The sequence below is a fragment of the Trinickia sp. genome, from assembly GCF_051961175.1.
Classification (GTDB): domain Bacteria; phylum Pseudomonadota; class Gammaproteobacteria; order Burkholderiales; family Burkholderiaceae; genus Trinickia.
On record NZ_JBQCDN010000123.1, the window covers coordinates 1 to 5,278 of the forward strand.

Annotated in this window: 5 protein-coding genes; all 5 read left to right on the forward strand. The window is 64.4% G+C overall.

The genetic code is table 11. The features are described 5' to 3' along the window. The first annotated feature begins 203 nt into the window (after nucleotides 1-203). Nucleotides 204-1,214 (forward strand): ABC transporter permease subunit, encoded by a 1,011-nt coding sequence (locus ACTHL0_RS06895; protein ID WP_440565906.1) that lies wholly within the window; start codon nucleotides 204-206, stop codon nucleotides 1,212-1,214. A 14-nt stretch (nucleotides 1,215-1,228) separates the two neighbouring features. Next, nucleotides 1,229-2,143 (forward strand): ABC transporter permease subunit, encoded by a 915-nt coding sequence (locus ACTHL0_RS06900; protein WP_440565907.1) that lies wholly within the window; start codon nucleotides 1,229-1,231, stop codon nucleotides 2,141-2,143. Next, nucleotides 2,140-3,150 (forward strand): ABC transporter ATP-binding protein, encoded by a 1,011-nt coding sequence (locus tag ACTHL0_RS06905; RefSeq protein ID WP_440565908.1) that lies wholly within the window; start codon nucleotides 2,140-2,142, stop codon nucleotides 3,148-3,150. Before ACTHL0_RS06900 ends, ACTHL0_RS06905 begins: the two co-directional genes overlap by 4 nt. Next, on the forward strand, nucleotides 3,150-4,169 hold the full coding sequence (locus ACTHL0_RS06910) for a peptide ABC transporter ATP-binding protein (RefSeq protein WP_440565909.1): 1,020 nt from the start codon (nucleotides 3,150-3,152) through the stop codon (nucleotides 4,167-4,169). Before ACTHL0_RS06905 ends, ACTHL0_RS06910 begins: the two co-directional genes overlap by 1 nt. Continuing rightward, nucleotides 4,162-5,278: TraB/GumN family protein (locus tag ACTHL0_RS06915; RefSeq protein WP_440565910.1), on the forward strand; the 1,117-nt coding region annotated here is incomplete at its 3' end. The genes ACTHL0_RS06910 and ACTHL0_RS06915, both read left to right, overlap by 8 nt.

A 5,278-nucleotide genomic window follows, 5' to 3' on the forward strand; every position in this document is an offset into this window, starting at 1 on the left:
CGGCTATGCGCGTTTCGACGGCGTCAGCATCAAGTAACGGCGATGGGGTACGCTCTCCCGGGTACGCCTGGGAGCAGGGGTGCCCGATCCCGCACCAGCACGTTCTCCGGCGACAGGGGTAAGGTGCTCTGAGTCTTGCGCACTCAGGGCATCGCGCCTCGTCGCCGGTCGCATTTTTCTTCTGCAAGATAAAGGGACGAACCATGTTCCGATTCGTTTTACGCCGCATCGGGATGGTGATACCGACGTTTATCGGCGTTACGATCCTCGCGTTCGCGCTTATCCATCTGATCCCCGGCGATCCCATCGAAGTCATGATGGGCGAGCGCGGCGTCGATCCCGCGATGCACGCGGCCGCGCTGCACCGCCTCGGCCTCGACGAGCCGCTGCCGCTGCAATACATCCACTATGTTGGGCGTGCGCTGCACGGCAACCTCGGCGATTCGATCATTACGAACACGAGCGTGATGAGCGAATTCCTGGCGCGCTTCCCAGCCACCGTCGAACTGTCGATCTGCGCGATGCTGTTCGCGCTGATCATCGGCTTACCGGCCGGGGTCGTCGCGGCGCTCAAGCGCGGGACGCTCGTCGATCATGGCGTGATGGGCTCCGCGCTGACGGGCTATTCGATGCCGATTTTCTGGTGGGGGCTCATTCTCATCATGGTGTTTTCCGTGGCGCTGGGCTGGACGCCCGTGTCGGGCCGCATCGATGTGGAATACGACATATCGCACGTGACGGGCTTCATGCTGATCGATTCGCTGCTCGCGCCCGATGAAGGGGCATTCAAATCGACGGTGCTGCATCTGATCCTGCCGGCCGTCGTGCTGGGCACGATTCCGCTGGCCGTGGTTGCGCGGATGACCCGTTCTTCGATGCTCGAAGTCCTGCGCGAGGACTACATCCGCACCGCGCGGGCGAAAGGGCTTTCGCCGGTGCGCGTCATCGTCGTGCATGCGCTGCGCAACGCACTGATTCCCGTCGTGACCGTCATCGGTCTCCAGGTGGGGACGCTGCTCGCCGGTGCGGTGCTGACCGAGACGTTGTTCTCGTGGCCCGGTATCGGCAAGTGGCTGATCGATGCAATCAGCCGGCGCGACTACCCGGTGGTGCAAGGCGGCATCCTGTTGATCGCGACGCTTGTGATCGTCGTGAACCTTTGCGTCGATCTGCTTTACGGCGTGCTCAATCCCCGCATCCGCTATACGCGCTAAAGGAGCCCGCAATCATGGCAGATATTCAAAACACGGTTCCTCAAAGCGTCACGCCGCCGAGCGGACGGGCACTGGCGCTGCGCGAGTTCTGGAGCAACTTCTCGCGCAATCGCGGCGCGGTGGTCGCGGGCATCGTCGTGTTGGCGCTGATCTTCATCGCGTTGTTCGCGCCGCTGATCGTTCCGCACAGCCCGATCGAACAATACCGCGATGCCGTCAAAATCCCGCCGGCCTGGCTCGCGGGCGGAAATGGAAAGTTCGTGCTCGGTACCGACGAAGCCGGCCGCGACATCTTGTCCCGCTTGATGTTCGGCGCGCGCATGTCGTTCTGGATCGGCTTCGTGTCCGTCGTGCTCGCGCTGATCCCGGGCATCGTCCTGGGCCTGTGCGCGGCGTTCTTCCGTTGGGCCGATACGCCGATCATGCGCGCGATGGACGTGCTCCTTGCGCTGCCTTCGTTGCTGCTGGCGGTGGCCGTCGTGGCCATCATCGGCCCGGGGCTCACGAACACGATGTTCGCGATCGCGATCGTCGCGCTGCCGGGCTATGTGCGTCTCACGCGCGCGTCGGCTCAGGGCGAACTGCATAAGGAGTACGTGACGGCTTCGCGGGTGGCCGGCGCCGGCACGCTGCGTCTCATGTTCTCGCAGGTGCTGCCCAACTGTACGGCGCCGCTGATCGTGCAGGCCACGCTCGGCTTTTCGTCGGCGATTCTCGATGCGGCCGCGCTCGGCTTTCTCGGCCTCGGTGTGCAGCCGCCGACGGCCGAGTGGGGGGCGATGCTCGCATCGGCGCGTGACTATATCGACAACGCATGGTGGATCGTGACGATGCCCGGTTTGGCGATCGTGATCTCGGTGCTCGCGATCAACCTGCTGGGCGACGGGCTGCGCGACGCGCTCGATCCGAAACTGAAACGGATGGCATGACCATGAACACTCTTTTGACCATCCGCAACCTGGCGGTCACGTTCGGCGGGGCGCCTGCTGTCGACGGCGTGAGTTTCGCGGTCGCGCCGGGCGAGGTCGTGGGCGTGGTCGGCGAATCGGGCTCGGGCAAGAGCGTGACGATGATGGCACTGATGGGCCTCATCGACGCGCCGGGCATCGTGACCGCCGACGAAATCACATTCGACGGCAAAGACCTGCTCAATGCTTCGGCGAAAGCGCGCCGCAAAATCATCGGCAAGGACATCGCGATGGTGTTCCAGGATGCGCTGACGAGCCTGAATCCGAGCTACACCGTCGGCTACCAGATCAAAGAAGTGCTGAAGTTGCACGAAGGCTTGCGGGGCGCGGCGCTCGATCGGCGCGCTCTCGAACTGCTTGATCAGGTCGGCATCCCCGACGCTAAAAACCGGATCACGGCATTCCCGCATCAGCTTTCCGGCGGCATGAACCAGCGTGTGATGATTGCGATGGCCGTGGCCTGCAATCCGAAGCTGTTGATCGCCGACGAACCGACCACGGCACTCGACGTGACGATCCAGGCACAAATCATGGATCTGCTCGTCAAGCTGCAGAAGGAACGCGGCATGGCCCTTGTGCTGATTTCCCACGATTTGGCCGTCGTCTCGCAAGTCGCGCAGCGCGTGGCCGTCATGTATGCCGGGGAAGTGATTGAGACGAATCGGGTGCCTAATATTTTTACAGAGCCCCATCATCCCTACACGGAGGCGCTGTTGGCCGCCATTCCCGAACACAATCGCGGTGCGAAGCGCTTGTCGGCGTTGCCTGGGATGGTGCCGGGCCGGGACGACCGCCCGAGCGGCTGCCTGTTCGCGCCGCGCTGCAAGTACGTGGTGGACGATTGCCGCAAAGGCCGGCCGGCGCTCGATCCGCTCGAACCGGACGCGCCCGATGCGCGCGCCCGTTGTATCAAACCCTTGAATCTCGATGCGATCCGCTCGAACGAGTCCCACCACGGAGGCGCCTGATGAACGCAGTACCGGAAGTTTCGCGTGCGCTGCGGCATGACGACGATCTCGTGTTGGTCGCGGATGGGTTGACCAAACATTATCCCGTCCGGCGGGGCATGTTCGGTCACGGGACAGTCAAGGCGCTGAACGGCGTGTCGTTTTCGCTGACGCGCGGCAAGACGCTGGCGGTCGTCGGCGAATCGGGCTGCGGCAAATCGACGCTCGCCCGCCAGTTGACGATGATCGAACCGCCCACGTCGGGACGCCTGCTGATCGAGGGCGAGGACGTGGCCGGGGCGGATTCGGCCAAGCTGGCCCAACTGCGGCGCCGCGTGCAGATGGTGTTCCAGAACCCGTTCGCCTCGCTCAACCCGCGCAAGACGGTCGAGCAGACGCTGGCCGAGCCGCTCGTCATCAACGCTCAGATGAGCGCGGCCGAGCGTGCGGCCCGGGTGGCGCAGATCATGCGCACGGTCGGGTTGCGTCCGGAACACGCAAAACGCTATCCGCACATGTTTTCTGGTGGACAAAGGCAGCGCATTGCCATCGCTCGTGCGATGATTCTGGAGCCGCGCATCGTGGTGGCCGACGAGCCCGTTTCGGCGCTCGACGTGTCCATCCAGGCGCAGATCCTGAATTTGTTTATGGACTTGCAAGAGCAGTTCAAGACGAGCTATGTCTTCATTTCGCATAACCTGGCTGTCGTCGAGCATATCGCCGACGACGTCATGGTCATGTACTTCGGCGGCGTGGCCGAGCTGGGCGACAAGCAGAGGATCTTCGCCAAGCCGCGCCATCCGTACACGCGCTCGTTGATGTCGGCCACGCCCGCTATCTTCGAGGCCGATCGGCGCACGCAGATCAAGCTGCAGGGCGAAATGCCGTCGCCGCTCAATCCGCCCTCGGGGTGTACGTTCCATCAACGTTGCCCGTATGCCATCGAGCGGTGCCGGGTGGAAGAACCGAAGCTGCGGGAGGTCGACGGCCGCTTCGTGTCGTGTCACCGCGCCGAGGAAGTAGGGGACGCGGATGGCTGAAACGCGGGCGGCGCGTCATCGCGCGCGCCGCTCTTGCGAGGGCGCCTTCGCGGCGGTCCTTGCGCGGCGGGCACGGGCCTGCATGCGCCGCATGCAGGCACTCGTGCTCACGCTGGTTTTCACGCTGGCGCTCGATCCGCGCTCCGGCGGACTGATTTCACCGGCCTTCGCAGGCCCCGCTACCGCCCCGGTCACGCAGGCGGCGCCCAGCGCGCCGGTGCACTCGCCAATGCCCGGCGCGGCGATTCCCGGTTTTCATGGGCCGCCGCCCGGCTTCGACGGCACGAGTGCGAGCGGGGCTGTGCGGGCGGAGCCCGCACATATGCCGTTCTACGTTGCCACGAAAGGTACGACGACGATCTACCTGCTCGGCACGCTGCACGTCGGCGATCCTTACGATTACCCGAAGAACCAGCCGTTTCGGCCGCCGATCCTGGCGGCGCTGCGCGCTTCGCCCACGCTCGCGCTTGAAATTTCGCCGGATGAACTGCTGCGGTCGCAGGACGATGTGTCGAAGTACGGCGTGTGTTCGTATGCCTGCTTGCCGCGGTTGCTGCCCGAGGCGATCATGCACAAGCTCGCGCTGCGTTTGCGCGGCAATCCGGCCGCTCTCGCGGAAATCAAGAAAACACGGCCTTGGCTCGCGGCGCTGCTCGTCGAAACTTACGATGCGTTGGCGGCTGGCCTGCAAACGGAATACGGCACCGAGGCGCAGCTCGAGAACGTCTACCTGCCTACGCGCGGCAAAATCGTTGGGCTTGAAACGCTCGCGGAGCAAATGCGCGCGTTCACGAATCTGACGCTGGCCGAGCAGCGCGAGATGCTGGCGCAGGATCTCGCGCAGACGCCCACCCAGAACATGGACGATGTGAAAGCGCTGCACCGGCTGTGGCGGGTGGGCGACGCCGATGCGATCGCGGCCTGGGCCGCGGCCAAATCGGAGCGGCTCGCGCGTACACCCGCTGTTGCTCAGGCGCTCGATAACCGCATCGTCTACGAACGTAACCGGCGGTTTGTCGTGCGGATGACGGCGCTCGCGGGACCGAATCGGCCGATTTTCGTGGCGATCGGTGCGTTGCATTTTGGCGGGCCGAAGGGCGTGCTCGCGC